This is a genomic window from Sulfolobales archaeon, from assembly GCA_038897115.1.
Lineage (GTDB): Archaea > Thermoproteota > Thermoprotei_A > Sulfolobales > AG1 > AG1.
Genome location: JAWAXC010000045.1, coordinates 1 through 17491, shown reverse-complemented (window position 1 = coordinate 17491; position 17491 = coordinate 1). Strand labels below are relative to the sequence as shown.

Genomic DNA, 17491 nt, shown 5'->3' with positions numbered 1-17491 from the left:
TATATCTCGGCGATGAGATACATATAGATAGACCCTCGGACATACCTATTATAGCAAATGAGATCCTAAGCAGGGCCCTTAAATGCGTAGAAAGATAAGCCAATATAATGAAGCTTTAAAGAGATTCATAGATATGATATTATGATACTCTTAGCGATATCCCCAGTTCACTTTCAATTCTATAGTAGATCATCAGTAGAGGCCCCTATATCCATGATCGAGAGCCTCAGATCTTCCTTTCAATTCTATAGTAGATCATCTCATAGATATCACTGGGTTACCAGTTAGTGTGGTTCAAGACTTTCAATTCTATAGTAGATCATCTAAATGATCTGGGGGGGTGGGCCTGTGGTGGGGCTCTTTCAATTCTATAGTAGATCATCAGAAACTGGATCAACAATAAGAAGCTAAGAGATAGATTATTGCCTTTCAATTCTATAGTAGATCATCGTATCTGATTTAATCAAAGATGTGATTGGAAACGCTCAGAACTTTCAATTCTATAGTAGATCATCAAGAATATGACAGCATATATCTGCTAGATCTAAGCAAAGTTGCTTTCAATTCTATAGTAGATCATCACCGCTCCTCAACAGTCTGGTAGTTAGCGGATAGGAGGGCTTTCAATTCTATAGTAGATCATCGGCTCGCCTGCCCTGGCATTGGCTTTGGCATCGGCCTCCTCCACTTTCAATTCTATAGTAGATCATCAAGCCTCTCAAAGTGTTTATAATCATGTCGCCCATGCCTTTACTTTCAATTCTATAGTAGATCATCCGTTGCCACCTTGCTTCTCCTTTTATTTCTTTTTCTACTCTTTTTCTTTCAATTCTATAGTAGATCATCAGAAGACTGTAGATGGACAGCGATTGGAAGGGCATATGGTTATGCTTTCAATTCTATAGTAGATCATCAGAATCTGGAGCAGGGGTTGATCGAGCTGAAGCAGCTCACCGAGGACTTTCAATTCTATAGTAGATCATCATCGGCTAGATAGTTTCTCAGAGTATCAAGTTTGAAGAACTTTCAATTCTATAGTAGATCATCGCTATTATTATTGCGATACCGCTCCTCGTGTTCAAAGCACTCTTTCAATTCTATAGTAGATCATCAGAATCACCAAGATGGTGGTTGAATATAAGCCACTTCCAGGACTTTCAATTCTATAGTAGATCATCACAGCTATCAGGCTGCGGTCGATTACCAGCACATCTATGTTGACTTTCAATTCTATAGTAGATCATCTGAATCCTAGTGCTACTATGTCCATTGCGATTATCATTGCCCTTTCAATTCTATAGTAGATCATCTGAATCCTAGTGCTACTATGTCCATTGCGATTATCATTGCCCTTTCAATTCTATAGTAGATCATCCTAATCTCTATCTTCAGTGTTTCCACTGCTTTTCTTGTTCTGACTTTCAATTCTATAGTAGATCATCGAAATTTAGAGGGATCAAGTGATGGGCGAGCGTGAAATACAGGACTTTCAATTCTATAGTAGATCATCATCCACATGGCGGGTTCTGATATCTAGCGATCAACTTGTTATAGCTTTCAATTCTATAGTAGATCATCGAATGATGGCATATGGAATCGAAATAATAACTATTGATAATAGCTTTCAATTCTATAGTAGATCATCCAGATTATATTCCCACTGTTATCCCGTATCGCACTATCTGGGCCTTTCAATTCTATAGTAGATCATCATCAGGTTCTGGAGGCTCTTAAACCTGGTGTTGCAGAGGTTCCCTTTCAATTCTATAGTAGATCATCTTGTTGAAAATATGGGGGGTGTGAGTATGTGCCTCCTATGCTTTCAATTCTATAGTAGATCATCGGTACCATTATAGAACGTGGCATCGAGAAAGAGTATTAAACCCTTTCAATTCTATAGTAGATCATCGAGAGAGTCGGGGATCTAATTGAGTATAGCATAGGGTTAATAATCTTTCAATTCTATAGTAGATCATCCTACTACAGCTAACAACATAGCTAGCGATGATATATGGGCTTTCAATTCTATAGTAGATCATCCCACGGCATCGAAGCCTACTATCCGTGCCAGGCTCTCGGCTCTTTCAATTCTATAGTAGATCATCCCCTAGCAGGCTATTCAATATATAGCTGCTCTTACCAGCACCCTTTCAATTCTATAGTAGATCATCCGGGAACCATGTTGGGAGCATAACAACATCTGCTATGGAGCTTTCAATTCTATAGTAGATCATCCTCAATGATTGTTCTGTCACTGATAATCACACCTCTCGCTCTTTCAATTCTATAGTAGATCATCTTGTGAATGAGAGCGAGAGGCTCCCCCCGAGTTATGCTATGCTTTCAATTCTATAGTAGATCATCAGAATACTTTTAATATAGCCTCGGCCAGCCAGGGGCTAGACTTTCAATTCTATAGTAGATCATCGCCGGAACACTTAAATACCCCCCGAAACAATATGATACCTCTTTCAATTCTATAGTAGATCATCTGCTTCAAAACATCCTCGTATGAAGAGGCGGAAACATCATCCTTTCAATTCTATAGTAGATCATCACGAGGATAGCTAATAGCCAGGATCCCAACGACAATCTAACTTTCAATTCTATAGTAGATCATCTGTTTTTACCCGGTTTCCATCTCTAGTTGAATATGTATATGCCTTTCAATTCTATAGTAGATCATCATAAGTACCTCGCCGCCATGGTTATTAAGAAGGCTGGGCAGGCTTTCAATTCTATAGTAGATCATCTTATATATATGTCTCTGCAGTCGCTCCTCATATACCCCCTTTCAATTCTATAGTAGATCATCCCCTTATCTCCAGAAACCTCCAGCCCTCCGGAAGCCTTGGACTTTCAATTCTATAGTAGATCATCTATGTATCTGATCTTTGTCATTGGTGTTATGATGCATGGTGTTCTTTCAATTCTATAGTAGATCATCGTTAGGGTTCTCGATGATGTTAGACGCTTCCTCAAGGACATCTTTCAATTCTATAGTAGATCATCATAGTGCGCGTATCTTCTCGTTATATGGGTCGTCTCTCTTGCTTTCAATTCTATAGTAGATCATCAATCTATGTCTTATGAATTCGTCTAGGGCTGCGATTAGGTCTCTTTCAATTCTATAGTAGATCATCACGGCGTCTATGTTTAGCCTAGCCCCTGGCTCTATGCTGAACTTTCAATTCTATAGTAGATCATCTGCCAGATCTTGCTGGTACATATTAGGAGTAAAGGGTGATCTTTCAATTCTATAGTAGATCATCCACAAGATCATCCTGCCCAGCCTCCTTACCCCCCGCCCTCGACCTTTCAATTCTATAGTAGATCATCATCACAAACGTGGGCTTCGACCTCAACCTCTCATAGATCCTACTTTCAATTCTATAGTAGATCATCGCTTTGGAGCATCAACCCAAACCCACTGCCCCAGTTCCCCATTCTTTCAATTCTATAGTAGATCATCGTATAGAGCCAGGGGGTAGGTTAAACGTCGATGCAGTTGTGACCTTTCAATTCTATAGTAGATCATCATTTGCAGTCTATCTAACCGCTAGGGGCAAAAAGATCAAGGTCTTTCAATTCTATAGTAGATCATCGTTTCTAGCACCCTTGGTGCTCTAGCACCAGCCTGAACCTCTTTCAATTCTATAGTAGATCATCATATCAACTCTCAAGACAGAGCTAAACGACCTAAAAGAAGCTTTCAATTCTATAGTAGATCATCCTTTGGAGGGGCGTTGGTGGCTGCCGTTGGCATAGAGCTGAGCACTTTCAATTCTATAGTAGATCATCCAGAGATATCCAGCTAAGATAAAGCTATCAATAACCCCAGCTCTTTCAATTCTATAGTAGATCATCACCTCCGCAGTTAATAATTGTGTTTCCCTCGACAAGCACGTCTTTCAATTCTATAGTAGATCATCGTCGAAACCCTTAAATACCCCTGGAAACAAAATGATATCCCTTTCAATTCTATAGTAGATCATCTATGATGATCTCTGTGGATATATATGCATCATAGAGCCTTTCAATTCTATAGTAGATCATCTCTTTCCTACTAATCGCATTGGGGCTATCGGGCTACATACTTTCAATTCTATAGTAGATCATCCTATTCGATATAAAGGTGAGGAAAAGAGGCTAGAGGACTTTCAATTCTATAGTAGATCATCCGATCTATTTGTTTCGTACAGTTCTATAGTAGATCATGTGTGTGGTTTTGCTCAGTTCTATATCAGATCAGTTTTGTCCATTATCATTTTTCTTATTGGGGTATATAAGTGAAGATCTGGTTTTCGATCTATGTTTCTGATGACCACAATGCTTATTAGCTTCAAAGATTTTTGATCTAGATCATCCTTGGATCTTTCGGGATGATCCCTCGAGATCTTTTCCTCCTCGGATCTATTTCGATCTTTGATCATATGATCTTCTCGATCTCCTCGGATCTTTTTCCCTATTCTATCCCGGTTGATTCCGGGATGATCTTTGTTTTTTGTTTTGCTATTCTAGCTATTATGATTCCTAGTTTTGTTGTGTGTATGTTGTTTGTTTTTCCCCTTGTTATTACTAGGTATTGTTTTTTGAGTTCTGTTATGTGGTTTGCTATTGTTTTTTCACTCTTCCGTGTTATTCTTGCTAGCTAGGATTCTTTCTTTCTCCTGGTTCTTCTAGTGTTTGTATTGTGTTTAGTGTTGATGGTGCTGTGCTCCCTGCATGTCTTGTTAGGAGCTCTGTTGGCTCTGGCGTTGATAGTCCCATTTTCATGGAGTAGGTTGCTAGGTTTTGATACGCTGTTATAGTTGCACCTGCTGCTGGCTTTATGCTGACGGCTCCCCGCCCTCTAGGGCGGGGGTTCTTCCCCCACCGGGGCTGTATCATTGCTTTAGCAGATGGTCTATAAGCATACCGATCCCCACCTTAAGAGGCGAGGCTTCTAACCTTTGGTATGTGAATACTATTATTCTATTCCTCGGCTGTGTTTTTCATCTAGGAGTTTTCTCTATATGAAGTCTTTGTGGAAGCCTAGTGTGGATATATAGCTGGCCATGCTTCCCGGCTGATCCTGGTTATTGTGCTATATATATATCCCGGGATCTTCTGGGGATCTATCGATCCCCCTCTACGGGTCTCCAGGGACTCCCGAGAAGATCCGGGGGATCATTCCTGAATCACCCGGGAGGGTCGGGGTATTACATTAGCAGCTAAAAAGCAGGGGGTATCAAGGGAGATGAGGTAATACAATGCTTGTAAGCGACCCCAACCTACAGCGGGGAGACCATATACTCGGGCATGGGTATCTATGTGAGCTCTCGCTTAGATCTTTATCCCTGCCTCATCGCAGGGCCTCATAATAAGCTAACAGCCTTATAGATAAGCATGAAATCTAAACATCTTCAGAACAGCGGTTTCCTACGAAGAGATCCAGCAAAATAATCTGCCATAGAGTCATGAAATTAGGGCAGAGTTTTATTTGGAGAGGCTTTTCGTGGTTTTTATTGCGATATTTTTATGGCAATATATTAACCTTTTTTGAGGTTTATTAGCTAAGCAGATATTCTATTATAAGGGTCATAGAGGTCTATGACATATCATGTCGAATTTGTCCTAGGGAACCTTTCTAGGGGTGCATTCGAGATTAGCGATCTAACCGTGTTTTTCGGCCATATCGGGAGCGGAAAGACCTTATTTCTGAGAATATTTCATGATGCCGTTTCCTTTAGTAAATCTGAGGGTTTCCCTGTTGAGAGCGAGCTGAAAGATCTAGCTGAAATGTTTGGTAATATAGAGATTAAGGTAAGAAGTGAGAAAGCTGATTTACACCTAAGGTGCGTTAGTGGAAGAGATATTGAAGAGCCTTCGTGCGATTACGAGAATGGTAAACAAGAATTTGATAGGGAGACTTATATGATACCATATTATTTTGATACATTGCTAAGGTTCAATATGCTTTATCCTTTTCAGCCTTCTGACGCTAAATTTATTTTCTCTGTGATAAGTTTTTTAGCATCACCTACACTTCGAAGAAGAATTCCTTCATATATAAATGAGATATTAGGCAAATTAGAGGACAAGCTATTCTCTAGAAGATTCGTCGTAAAAGGTAAGAGGTTTATCGAGAAAGTAAATGATGAAAAAGAGATCCCGACAATATATTCAGCATCAAGCTATCTTAGATCAGGACTCCTAATTAACATCCTGTCTTACTTAGCTAACGAGCAACCGCTCGTACTAATTGACGAACCCGACATAGGCTTACATCCGGTGGCGATGAAACAACTAGCACTATTTCTTCACGTGATAGCTAGAAATGGTACACCGGTAATCCTGGTTACACACAATCTACTATTCTTAGACATGCTTAGGAGAATAGATAAAATAGCCAGGGAACTTAGCGTAGATATCGAACCTGCAGATATGACTCTAATAATTACGGAAAAATCAGAAACCAAAACTTCGGAGGCTAGATACAAAATTAAGAACATAGATCCTATGTCCTCTGCTATAGAGAGCTATACGGATGAGATTATAGATCTTTATAACTAGGCATAAACTAAATAGATCCTTGTGTATATGGTGTATAATAATGAGTAGATGCCCCTGTGTAGCAAGAACAGGTATTAAAATAGAGAATAAAAATAAATATGTGAGGAAATTTATACGAATATCATGCGGAAATACGATCTTCGCCACTGACAAAAACGAGGTTAATGAATACAAGAGAATTGTAATAGATGACGAATTCCTAAGAGATTGTCAGGTGTATGATGATAGTTGTGTCGATTGTATAGCTTATTGTGATGATACTTTATTAGTCATTGAGGTTACAAATGAAGAAGGTTTAAATAAACATGTTGAAATAAGTAGCGGGAGGTGTAAAATTAGGAAACGTGTATGCTTAAATGATATAATTAAAACAATTGACGTATTAGTTCTATATGGTATATCATATCCTAGAGGTATATATGACACTCTAAATTGTTCCAATATTAGGCATGAATATGTAAAAGATTTACGAGAGTTATGCAATACCCTATGTAGTAAGTATCAAAACATAGATAATGATGCTCTGATCGTCGTTTACTTTTCATCTACTTAGCACGTGTTCTGCCCTGGATCTCCTGAAGAGACCTTATGATCTCGTCGGCATCAATCTTACATAGTTTCCCTACCTCAGGATACTCCTTCCTCTTCTCAAGAATATCCATGATATGTGATGATAATATTCTTGATACAGCATATACATCTCCTCCAAATATTAAGGTCTCTGATAAATTCGCTAGAACAGCTTCTCCGCCTTTAAACCTGAGAAGACATTCGTTTAAGAATCTTGGCCAATTAGGCATACTTAATTTAATTTCTGCAACAAATCTGTAGATAGGTTCATAGTCGATTACTATTGAGCCTAAGGATCTTTGGAAATTGTTAGCCAGTTGTAGAGACCATGTCAAAACCTGGATCTTATAAGGATCCTCGACAGAAGCTATTGTTTCACCCTGAGAAAGAGCTATTAAAGGTGCTGAGATAAGAGGTATCTCTACCTCCCCTCTAACATAGTAGTAGCCCTCACTTATTCTTTGGAGCAACAGCAAATCATTCATATCGACATCCTCTCTAGCAATAAAAGTTGTATAGTAAACATTGCTTTTCTCTCCTTTATCTACTCGGACTATATGTGTACCGAATAATAATCCTATATTAGTAGTGATAAAGCATGTATCGCAAACCTTATAGGGGTTCTCTGAGACTCTTTTTTTCTCTTGAGCATATTTACCATATACAGCTGAGAGCGGAAGATAGAGTGTCGCTAAACTTCTGCTCTTTCTGCTTCTCTCGAATTGATCTTTGTGATTAGGATCTTTGTACACTTGAAGTCCTTTGAATCCCTCTACCGAGTCTAGGATCTGGCCCAACCAATTTCTGAGCGCTGGTCTATTTATATTGGCGTAGTTTATTTTACTTAGTCTATCTGATACATTAATTACCTCCCAATAGCCCTTCTTCTCATCTTGACTTAAATAACTCTCTATAGAGATCAAGACCTCCTCTAGTAACTCATCTATAATATCTTTATCGCAAGCAAGCTTGCTATCTTCTAATTCTATAACGAATCTCTCACCAAACCTCGAAACTCTCCCTCTACTAATCCCGCACCACGTAAGAATCCTGAGGATTCCGTGAAGAATTAATGAATCAGTTATTAAACCGTGTCCAGGTGTGTACAAAGTAATCATTATCTCAACTCCTCTTCAAAATCTCCCTTAGCTCTTCTATCGAGACCGGTTCAGAGCTCTCGGCAATTCTTCTAACGATCCATGTAGCCTCGTCTTTATCCCCTTCGCATCGCCCACTTCTACCTATATGAGCGGCTACCGAGTCTGAGACTACCAGCAAGTGCAGTACCGCAGCTACTCTACCCCTTAGCGTGTGTAGTATGTGCAATGATCCTACGCTACTATCTATTATCAGTCTTTTTACATTAGATAAGAAATCTCTGATGCCATTCTCACTTCCTAAATTATTTAATAAATCTTTGATCGAATAGATCTTGTCGCGGATCTTATCGATTTCCTCAAAGCTAGCTAGATCTTGAACTAATGTATCAAGATCGCAATCCTTACCTACTATAAGATATCTAGAATATCTCTCTAAGATAGATCTCAAAGTAGTTACCGTTAAGTATCTTTCACCTAGCTCACCGATATAACCTATAATGCCTGACTCATGGTGAAGCATCACAGCTAAACTAAGTATAGTAGCTAAATCGCGATCTTCATCAATAAGCATCTTATAGAGAACATAAGCCCCCACAATCTCATGTCTATACATAAATCTATATCTACGAAACCTATAGATCTCCAGCAGCTTCCCCAGATCATGGGTGATCAAAGCTACAGCGATAGGATCAAATCCATAAGTCCCTAAAACCCTCTTAATGACCCCAGAATAGTATTTTTTGAGGGAACGCCAAACATTAATAGCTTTTTTCACATGCTCCGAATATGTCTCAACACATTTCTCTTCGCAGTAAAATGCGCAACAACTCATTTTGCCTACCTCCTCCTAGTTCCCTCTCTCCTTACGGGTTTCTCTTCAGCGGTTGATATACTCGTATAATCTAATCCTAGATAAGGATCGTATAAATCCTTTATTTCATCTAATATTATCACGAATGTTTCTCTCCTATAAATAGCATCGCTAATTTCTTGATCATTATTACTGCTTACTTTCTCAATCTTAAAAGATTCTTTCCCACTGCGATCATCCCAAATAAAATCTTTAACTATATACAAAGCATCTCTATCACGAATCTTTTTAAGGATATTTAACAGCCTCTCAAAGGCATAGTCGCGTAACATCGATATTGAATATTTAATTAGGCCCTTCTCAACGCTATCTCGATCCACGGTATAGCCCTTATCCCCCTTCTTCACATCGCTAGATCTTATTAGAGATAAATATATATAGAATGACGGCCTTAAAGTAAACACTCTCTGAGGCGGGTATGCTAGGAGATGTAGATCTTTAATATACTCAATAAATTTAATGTATAGAATATTCCCCCTATCTGATAACTCTTCAATAAGTGTATTCTTATATACTTGATCAACTAAGCCACTTATATTATTCGGATCGTCTAGGTTCATAGATGGGAGCCCCTTAATAATATCTTTACTTTCATCAATCAGCTTTTGATGATATGGGGCATGATGCTCTAAGTCCAGATATATAATGGCTTCACCCTTTCTACCTCTCCTACCCACTCTACCTATTCTCTGTATTACGGAATCTATAGGAGCCAGCTCTGTATATAGTACGTCAAAGTCGTAATCGAGACCCACTTCGAGTGCTTGAGTACCTATCAAAGTAATCTTAGCACCATCTCTAACCTCTCGCAAATTCTTGCTCTTCTCATATTCTTCCTTTAACTCTTTTAAAGACTCAAGAGATCTTTCTCTATCTTCTTTCCGCATTAATGAATGAACTAGATATACCTTGCTCTCTCTGCACTTCTCCTTTACGGATTTATATATCTTCTGGGCTCTTTCTATAGTATTTACTATTACGAGATTATTTTTTTCACATGAGAGATCCTGTAATATACTATCTTGAAGACGCGTCTTCCTGGTATCTATAATAATATTTCTACCTGGACCCTTCCAAACCTCCTGAAGACTCTTTCCGCACTTGTCTCTCGCTAGAAGTTCCTCTAGGTACGTAGGCAGCGTAGCTGATGAGAGCAGCACGATGGCTCCCGATGAGACCAGGTAGCATATTATTCTGCTTATGAGTCTCGGTGCTAAGAATACTTCATCTTGGATTAGGTGTGCCTCGTCAAAAACGGATAGTGCTGAGACGATTAACCCGGTTGGCATAGTATATCTCCCAGTAGCAGCTCCTCCCAATGTTTCCCAGACCTGAACCCTCTTGGCTGCGTAGCCATAAACATAGGCATCTACCGTTGTTAACGTTATTAATGCTCCATAGAGATATGTGCTTTTGACAGTCTCGCCGTGATCCTCGCCAATAGATATTTTCAAGCCAAGACCCTCTACATATCGCTGAACTCTGTCTTTGAAGTGTCTTAATATTGCGTGCAAAGGCTCTACCAAATACATCCTGGGGGAGAAAAATTCACCTCTGAACCACTGCCAGAAATATGGTGCGAGAAAAACTTCACTCTTTCCGGAGCCGGTAGGCGCTCTCAAGATAAATAGCAATCCTCCTTTCTCTAAATTAATTGCTTCATTAAAGATCTTAGATGCGATCTCCTCTTGCCTATTTAAGAGAGCCTGATTAATCGTAACGTTTTTATTCCACGACTTAATCAGGCTCTCTATAACATCTCTTAAACTCGAAGGCGTCACCAATTATCACCATCTGGAAATCTAAAATTGCCTGCGCATTTAACTCTCCTACTAGCTTCGAGTCTGATCTCGCTAGGTCTATAGTAATTTCTCTCGGACATGAGGGGCAGAGCCAGCATGCTCTTTTCTCCGTTCTCGAGTAACCCTCTTACGATCATATAGTTTCCGCCAGAGGCTATCGAGGATCGGACGACTACATTTACAGTATTCCCTTCACAGTCTTCGATCTCGTGCTCTTCGATCGAGGAAATCGAGACAAGAGATTCGCTATCACCAATTCTCTCAACATTTAATAATGCCCTTCTAATATCACCGATATATTTATCATCTGACGGGAGAATGAACACCTTAAATCTATCGAGGAAAACATACTCTCGCACTAGTGCGTCGCGGAATTTCGAGATCTCATTTGGATCTTTTGGCAATCTCTTTTCCTCTAAAACACCTCTGTATCTAGATAGTACTGCACTAAATTTTATTGAGAATGCAGACGAGGCTCTAGCCTTTAAGATAGTTTCTCCGGCTCTACTCATACAGCGCTCCTCACCGCTACATAGCCCTATCTTCCAGTAGGCATACCCTATAGCGCCTACTATAGTTGAAGGCATAGGTAGAGGCGGTGCTATTGCTACCTGATATACTTCAGGGTCTCTTACCGATATAATGGGGCCTCTTAATTCAACACTAAGCGCTTTTCCGGGATTCAAGAGGTTGCACCATATTTGAAGCTATTTCCGCAGCCTCTTTGATCATATTTCCTATATCTTTGTATCTCCTTACCTTGATAAGAGTATCAATTGTAAATTCCTCAGTTTCTTTGTCTTCAGCCTTGGAAGTGGTGGAATCTCTCGAAAGCTGGGAAAGTGTCCGGGGGTCACATCTGTTATGGTCTCTACTGTAACAAAAGATCCATGTATTAACATCCGATTTTGATTTATCAGATAGGCTGCTGACGCTCAACACATATCCTTTCACTAGTTCAATTGATCTTTCTAAATAATCGGGATAGGCCGCGTGAACAATATTAGGCACAGGCAGCTTGGATAGAACGATTAATAACTCCTCAACCCGCGATATAGGCAGAGCCCTGGCTTGTTTAGAGGCCGAGCCTTGTAGGAGAGGTAATAAAGCTAGCAAAGATGCCCTGATCCTGAGCTTACGCTCATTATCTATGTTATCTATGCCGGACACAGCACCCCCAGAGTACATAGGTATGAGTGTCATCCCTAGATTCATACTCATAGAGAAACCATAAAGAATAGAGGAATATTCTTGTTTAAAGACCATCATTTCCTCCTCAACATTCTTTACAGGTATTACCCTATTATGAGTAACAGAGTACTTCGAAGCAACTTCTAGAACCTCTTCCTCTAGTATTGGTATTCCAAAAGATACTTTCACTAAGCTATCCCGCTTGATCTGCTGCTCAGGATTCAAGAAACCATGTATATCGTTGCAGAGGTCTTTTATAGCCTCTTCCTCCGATTCGGCCTTTTGAAGTTTTGCCCCACTGATACTAGCTTTCACATCATACCCTCTGGCGCCTATCCCTTTTCTACAGAGATCATTTAGGTTTTTACCTCCTAAAGCTTCATAGGTCTCCGCAAGATATAGAGCGTGCCAATGCTTGATAGCATTTCCAGTTATTACAGGAACCTCATATACTTTAGGAGGATCAGTCCCTCTTTTAAATATTACCGTTGCTATAGCGTGGGTATTGTAATTACCTATGGAGCCGGAACCTGTCAATACCGATGTCTCTACAGATACCCGGGCTGAAACCCTTACATAGGGTGGATAAGGCATACTTATCACCCAGTTGTTTTCCTCCATAGAATATCTCTTATATTAAGAGATCTGCGGTCAGGAGCCACTATTAAAGCGGCTAATCTCTTGATCTCTTTATTTCTCATATCTTCGTCGTTGAGATCCTTAAGATACTCAAATAACTCTTCTAAGGAATCACTAAACTTGCCTAGATAATTCTTAATACTCTCTAACTCTTTCACATCAGATTGCTGAGATCCCTCCTTTAATCTTCTACTGATCATGCTTTCTATGTCATTCACCACCTTAATGGCTAATCTGGATAATTTAGCAAGACCATCTTCATATTTATTAGGAGCTCTAGCTAGCTCATCTGCAATGTCATAAGCCTGCTCTACATGAACAATAATTCTAGCGAGATCTGCAAAATCTTTAACCACATCTTTATCATCTTTACTCAGAAGGCTACCACCCTATCCTAATAAGTTCCAGAGGTATTTATTTTTCCTTCTATAAGGTCAACTAAGTATCTTAATTTCATTTTAATATCTCTTAGGTTTTCTTTACACATGTTTTAAAAGCTAAAAAGAAGCCTTGGACCGATGATCTAGGTTGATGCTTAGGAGGAGACTATGAAGCTCGCCTAGATGGTTTTTGATGATTCTTCGAGGTTTTAAGGTTATATCCTTGAATTTTATATGAATCGTTATATTGGTTTGTCTAGCTCTGCAATTGATCTGTACTATCTTGTTCTATCTATTATATACTTATTAAAGGGACATTTAGACTTGAATCTAGTCTTCCATCATCGTTCTTCATAGCTGCACACTTATTACAATGATTTACTATAGAGTTGAAGAATACTTTTTAGACAAAGAGATGCAAGGGTTTGGATATAATCTCATAAAGTTTGCAAGTATCGACTATATATGATTAAGCTCTCTTTATCTTTATATTCTTTTTCTAAGGCTGCAATGTTCGATTACGTCTGTATATCTCCAGCCTTTTCTCTCAGCTCCTTGCCCTCAGTAGTTGGTGTTGTCTTTAGTGATTCCGATCCCGCCTTATACGGCTTTGACCAAGTCCTTTCCTTTTCCTCGAAACTTATCCTGAGTTTCTTGCTATATACAGTGTGCAATTTTCAGCGGCAGATCTGGAACCATGAAATATAGCTCGAATTTCCCAACTATGTCCGCTAGCTTATCACCTAAGACATGTGTAAACCCAAATAACATGTAGCTTATGCTCCTCAAAACACTACAATCGAGATACCTATACTAATACCAATATCTCGGCTTACCGGCTATGTGGTCGCCCTTACCAGGAGATACTGGCTTCCCTCTTGACACCTACTCATTTCTCATGGGGTTAGGAGAGTCTTATTGGCAGATGCCACTTGGCCTGTCTCGCAGTAGACTATAGCCTTTAGTCTTTGATGGCTATTATGTTATCATTAAAGCAGGAGATACATGCCTTTGTATGGGTTTTAAGCTTATTGCTGCTCAGGAAGTAGGATTTAAAAGAGTAAAATGATCTACTGTAAAACTGAACGAGATCAAGGGGCATTTATTGATGATTTGCTATAGATTTGGAAGCTACTGGTAACAACTGTTTCGATCAGACGCTTGATCCTCGATCACCTCTTACAATATCGGGCCCTCATCACCCTCGTCCGGTGGATATTCGCTTCCGTTCACCCGAGAGCGGTTTGAGCCGCCCTCGGGGTCATCACGGTCTCCCCTAGGCAAGCTACGGCGGTTCAGCCACCCTCACCCACCTAGGGGGCACCATTAAACCTGTAGCTATTGGAGCTTGTATATGTATCGGCATAACCAATAGCCTTGAAGGCTCTTAACAATGAATTTATATAAAAGCTTCCAAAAACCATCAAAGATGTTTCAGCCCTTCTAAACAGATTTAAAAGGGGTCTGCGTTGACTAGCCTCCAGCATCGTATACATATCAGGAATACGGCTTTGAAAGGGCCTCTTTCTAGAGCGGGGAGGTCTGGGCTAAATCCCAGGCTCTTGCATGGTTTAGCCCTGGGCCGGGTCTCCAGCCTATTACCCCTATCCCCTCCCGGGGACTCGGGGATATGGATGCCAGCCCCCATCTATGATCATCCAGGGGTCTGGTTGCCATGCTTACCACCTCATTATCCAGCCTAGCGCTAGCACTAAGCTCATAATCATCACTAATCCTCGCTCTAAAGGGCGAGTCTTTCAGTATCTAATTTATAGGAGTTAAGCTATGGTTAATGATCGCTTTGGATGTAACTAATAAGCATTACACCTAATTTTTTAGGTTGTCTGGTTTTAGTGGGTATTGATGGTTTTTATCTGGGGTGGGTGTTGGGTTCTCAGGCCGCTTATCCCTTTAGATATGGTAGGCCTATAATGCTCTCTGGGGTAGTTGCTCTTATGCTTGGTGGGCTTGTTGGTGTTGGTAGGATGCTTAGCTACCAGGGTGTTGATCTAGGGGTTATAGTGGGTCTGAGCTCTGCTTTTCCAATCCACTGGTTTCTGATGATCTATGGTTTTCTTCTATCCCTGATATCCCTCGAGATCCTAGCCCTCCTCTCTTTCGAGTGGAGTGGTGGGGTTGCTAGCTCTATATATAGGCTTCTATATCTAATCCTCTTCTGGATCTCAGTGTTTCTTCTTCTACTAGGCAATCTAGAGGCCTCCCTTTTAACGGTCTCAGCGATTCTTATCATAGTCTCTATCTATGCCTCTAGGATCTATCTGAAGCCCTCTAGACTTGGTTTTAAGCCGACTCATTATAACTATCTCCTAACAGCTAGCCCGGGGGTTGGAGGGGCTGTTATCCTTGCATGGCTCCTAGCCAGGCAGATCTCATCGATATCCCCCTATGAGGTTGCTATTGCAAGCCTGGCATTCCCTGTAGCCACTATTATTGCTGTAGAGTCTAGGGATATACCTCTTTTGCTAGGCGGATCTCCTCTGAGGCCCTCTACTAGGAGATCTATGTTTATAGGCTATGGATTTGTTGTAGCCGGTATACTGATCTTCTCACAGAATATATATCCATGGCTTAGACCACTCGGTGGCATCCTCCTGATCATCGGGGCCTTCATAGCTATCTACGGCTCTGGGCTTTTGAGAAGCCTTTTAGAGGGTGTTAGGGGTGGGCTTGTCCCGAGGTATATGGCTATCTACTCTGCCACACATCTTGTGACAGCCTTTTCATGGCTGATCATTGGTGGTGTCTTAATGATTCTCTACCAATCCATGCTCGGCTTCTCGGCAAATCCAAGGGATCTTGTTATCCACTCGATAGCACTTGGATATATATTCAACACGATCTTCGGTGTTGATGCTGTTCTCATGTACAGCCATATGGGGATCAGCCTTAGAAGGGCTCCTAAGCCAAGCTATATACCATATATACTTCTAAACACATCCCTGATCCTGAGGGCTATATACGATATATATGGCTTTGGAGGTGTAACACTCCTATCAGCACCTCTAACAGGTGTAAGCATTGTTCTGTTCTTCGCAATGCATAATATAAGGCTCTCTAGGTTGAGGAGGGAGATGGAGAGGGTTGCGGGTCAGGGGGTTAGAAGCTCTTCTCGAGAGAAGCAACAGAGTCCTCTATAGATCCTTTGCAGCGATAATAATAACAGGATTCGCCACAGCGTTATTCTCAATAGCATATGGAGGATCAATACTCATTACAAGAGCAACCAGCTCACCAATAGCTCTCCTCGAACCCCACTTCGAGTTACTAGCATCACTAGCCCTTCCAGCTCTTGTCATAGGTGTTTCTATGATCCTCACACCAGCATATAGCGGTGTAACCCAGATAGGGATCTACTCGATATCCATAGCATTTCTCATAGCCCTCTCAGCAGTCTCAAGGATCTATATATATGTTTCTCCAAAAGACCCCCTCGAGATCCTCTCCACAGCATCTCTAGCCATAGCATCCTGGCTCAACTTCTTCTCATCCCTACAGTGCTTCCTAACACCATCTAGAAGACCCTCGACGAGGTTCTTCAAGGCTATGAATATATTCTTCGTAATATCCCTCTCAGCCATGGCGATCTTCGCAACCACATATGCTCTCCAAGGCATATGGGTTCTCCTAGATCCAAGGCTATACTATGTATTCCCAATCCCAATAATCTTCTCCGTCATGATCAGAACAGATCCGTTTACGAGGAGATACTATAGCAAGGATCTAGATACCCTCCTATGGATACCTCCAACCCTCTCAATAGCCTCGGCCATAGCCTCAATGCTATATATATCCAGCGGGGATAGATATGAAGCGATAGCCGCGGATATCCTTGCTATGGCCAGCATGTTTGTATCCTCCCTAGTGATCTTTGGAAAGGGTTGGAAGAGCTCTAGATCTGGGAATGTAGGGGCATATGCAAACTCTCTGAGGATAGCCCATCTATGGGGTATAGCCTTCTCGCTAATCCTCATGCTAAGCCATGCTGGGTTGGTGAGAGCTTCAAATGATCTCTATATCCATATGCTCATGCTAGGCTTTGTTGGGAATGTATTCGCGGCCTACTCAAGGTTTCTAATCCCGTTAAAGCCCTTCGCAATAGTGCTCCCAAGGATTCTGGATAATAGGTTTATAGTGTTTCTAAATCTAATGATTATCCTTAGAGTATTGTCCTCGATCGATTTGCCGGGTGCTTCACAGCATATTATCTACATGCTGGCAGGTGTTATGGCTATAGCAATTATCCTTTATATCATATATAAGGTGGTAGGCGGTTTGGAGAGATGATCTCCTAGATCTTTATCCCATACTCTCTCCACCTAGAATCTACAAGCCTCGAGGTCTCCTCATCAGGCTTCACCTCCT

The 17491-nt window shown here is 40.7% G+C and carries 13 protein-coding genes and 1 CRISPR repeat array; of the genes, 4 read left to right on the top strand and 9 right to left on the bottom strand.

The window, feature by feature from the left end; translation table 11 throughout:
- Positions 1 to 170: 170 nt before the first annotated feature.
- Positions 171 to 4181: a CRISPR direct-repeat array (repeat unit 24 nt; unit sequence CTTTCAATTCTATAGTAGATCATC).
- A gap of 466 nt (positions 4182 to 4647) precedes the next feature.
- Complete coding sequence (locus tag QXE01_07120; GenBank protein ID MEM4971005.1) at positions 4648 to 4890, bottom strand: hypothetical protein; 243 nt, start codon at positions 4888 to 4890, stop codon at positions 4648 to 4650.
- 702 nt (positions 4891 to 5592) lie between these two features.
- Between QXE01_07120 and QXE01_07115 the strand changes: the two genes are divergently transcribed.
- Together QXE01_07115 and QXE01_07110 are read left to right on the top strand one after the other, a co-directional pair.
- On the top strand, positions 5593 to 6555 hold the full coding sequence (locus QXE01_07115) for an AAA family ATPase (protein MEM4971004.1): 963 nt from the start codon (positions 5593 to 5595) through the stop codon (positions 6553 to 6555).
- A gap of 40 nt (positions 6556 to 6595) precedes the next feature.
- On the top strand, positions 6596 to 7108 hold the full coding sequence (locus tag QXE01_07110; GenBank protein MEM4971003.1) for a hypothetical protein: 513 nt from the start codon (positions 6596 to 6598) through the stop codon (positions 7106 to 7108).
- On the opposite strand, the gene QXE01_07105 is transcribed toward QXE01_07110, so the two are convergent.
- From QXE01_07105 to QXE01_07070, 8 genes are all read right to left on the bottom strand, one after another.
- Entirely contained in the window at positions 7101 to 8243 is a 1143-nt protein-coding gene (locus QXE01_07105; protein ID MEM4971002.1) for a hypothetical protein, read from the bottom strand. The genes QXE01_07110 and QXE01_07105 overlap by 8 nt on opposite strands.
- 4 nt (positions 8244 to 8247) lie before the next feature.
- The gene (locus tag QXE01_07100) at positions 8248 to 9057 is read right to left on the bottom strand and encodes an HD domain-containing protein (GenBank protein MEM4971001.1); all 810 of its coding nucleotides are present in this window, start codon (positions 9055 to 9057) and stop codon (positions 8248 to 8250) included.
- Between the two features lie 5 nt (positions 9058 to 9062).
- The gene (cas3, locus tag QXE01_07095; GenBank protein ID MEM4971000.1) at positions 9063 to 10877 is read right to left on the bottom strand and encodes a CRISPR-associated helicase Cas3'; all 1815 of its coding nucleotides are present in this window, start codon (positions 10875 to 10877) and stop codon (positions 9063 to 9065) included.
- On the bottom strand, positions 10874 to 11584 hold the full coding sequence (cas5a, locus tag QXE01_07090; protein ID MEM4970999.1) for a type I-A CRISPR-associated protein Cas5a: 711 nt from the start codon (positions 11582 to 11584) through the stop codon (positions 10874 to 10876). Before cas5a ends, cas3 begins: the two co-directional genes overlap by 4 nt.
- Positions 11562 to 12710, bottom strand: coding sequence for a type I-A CRISPR-associated protein Cas7/Csa2 (cas7a, locus tag QXE01_07085; GenBank protein MEM4970998.1), 1149 nt, complete (start codon positions 12708 to 12710; stop codon positions 11562 to 11564). Before cas7a ends, cas5a begins: the two co-directional genes overlap by 23 nt.
- A complete protein-coding gene (locus tag QXE01_07080; protein ID MEM4970997.1) occupies positions 12689 to 13084 on the bottom strand; it encodes a hypothetical protein in 396 nt (131 codons plus the stop codon). The genes cas7a and QXE01_07080 overlap by 22 nt, the downstream gene beginning before the upstream one ends.
- A gap of 542 nt (positions 13085 to 13626) precedes the next feature.
- Positions 13627 to 13782: a hypothetical protein gene (locus QXE01_07075; GenBank protein ID MEM4970996.1), complete on the bottom strand. Its 156-nt coding sequence runs from the start codon at positions 13780 to 13782 to the stop codon at positions 13627 to 13629.
- 853 nt (positions 13783 to 14635) lie between these two features.
- Positions 14636 to 14785 carry a hypothetical protein gene (locus QXE01_07070; GenBank protein MEM4970995.1) on the bottom strand — a complete coding sequence of 50 codons (150 nt, stop codon included), beginning with the start codon at positions 14783 to 14785 and terminating at the stop codon, positions 14636 to 14638.
- 209 nt (positions 14786 to 14994) lie between these two features.
- Between QXE01_07070 and QXE01_07065 the strand changes: the two genes are divergently transcribed.
- Positions 14995 to 16266, top strand: coding sequence for a hypothetical protein (locus QXE01_07065; GenBank protein MEM4970994.1), 1272 nt, complete (start codon positions 14995 to 14997; stop codon positions 16264 to 16266).
- Positions 16211 to 17413, top strand: coding sequence for a hypothetical protein (locus QXE01_07060; GenBank protein MEM4970993.1), 1203 nt, complete (start codon positions 16211 to 16213; stop codon positions 17411 to 17413). Before QXE01_07065 ends, QXE01_07060 begins: the two co-directional genes overlap by 56 nt.
- Positions 17414 to 17491: the final 78 nt, after the last annotated feature.